Origin of the sequence: Pseudoduganella sp. RAF19 (assembly GCF_052114165.1) — a bacterium.
In the GTDB taxonomy this organism is placed as follows: Bacteria; Pseudomonadota; Gammaproteobacteria; order Burkholderiales; family Burkholderiaceae_D; genus Rugamonas.
The window spans coordinates 1-889 of the sequence record NZ_JBFREF010000034.1 but is presented as its reverse complement, the minus strand read 5'-3'; the positions used below and the strand labels follow the sequence as shown (position 1 = coordinate 889).

Annotated in this window: 1 protein-coding gene; it reads left to right on the top strand. The window is 58.4% G+C overall.

Annotated elements, in window-relative coordinates; genetic code table 11:
• On the top strand, positions 1-889 hold an 889-nt coding region (locus AB4Z19_RS30470), incomplete at both ends, for an efflux RND transporter permease subunit (RefSeq protein ID WP_442037145.1).

Sequence of the window (889 nt, the reverse complement as noted above, 5' to 3'; positions counted from 1 at the left end):
AGTGGTTCAACCGCTTCTTCAACCGTGCTTCGCATGGCTACGAAACGGGTGTGACCGGCGTGTTGAAGCGCAAGGGCAGCTCGCTGGTGGTGTACGCCGTGCTGGCCGTGGCCGCAGGCTTCATGTTCAAGCTGGTGCCGCCGGGCTTCATACCCGCGCAGGACAAGCAATATCTAGTCGGAATTGCCCAGTTACCTGACGCGTCTTCGTTGGACCGTACCGAAGCAGTAGTCCGAAAGATGTCAGATATCGCAAAAGGCACGACTGGAGTGGCGGACTTCGTGGCCTTCCCGGGCCTTTCTATCAACGGCTTCACTAATGCATCGAACACGGGCGTCGCGTTCACGCTGCTGAAACCGTTCCAGGAACGTACTAAACCTAGCGAGTCGGCACAGGCGATAGCGGATGAAATCAACCAGCGCATGGGTTCCATCGAAGGCGCTTTCGTGATGGTGCTGCCGCCGCCGCCAGTCAATGGCCTGGGCACCACCGGTGGCTTCAAGCTGATGATCGAAGACCGCGACAATCTGGGTTACGACGCGCTGTACAAGGCGATCCAGGCCGTGCAGATGAAGGCCTGGCAGAATCCGAAGCTGGCCGGCGTGTTCTCCAGCTATCAGATCAATGTGCCGCAACTGTTTGCCGACATCGACAAGGTGAAAGCAAAGCAGCTGGGCGTGCCGCTGGCCACGATCTACCAGACCTTGCAGATCAACCTCGGCTCGCTGTACGTGAACGACTTCAACCAGTTTGGCCGTACCTACCAGGTGYGCGTGCAGGCTGACCAGCAGTTCCGTTCGCACGCCGAAGACATCGCACAGCTGAAGGTACGCAACGACAAGGGCGAAATGATTCCGCTGTCGTCGCTGATGCGCGTGAAGGACAGCTA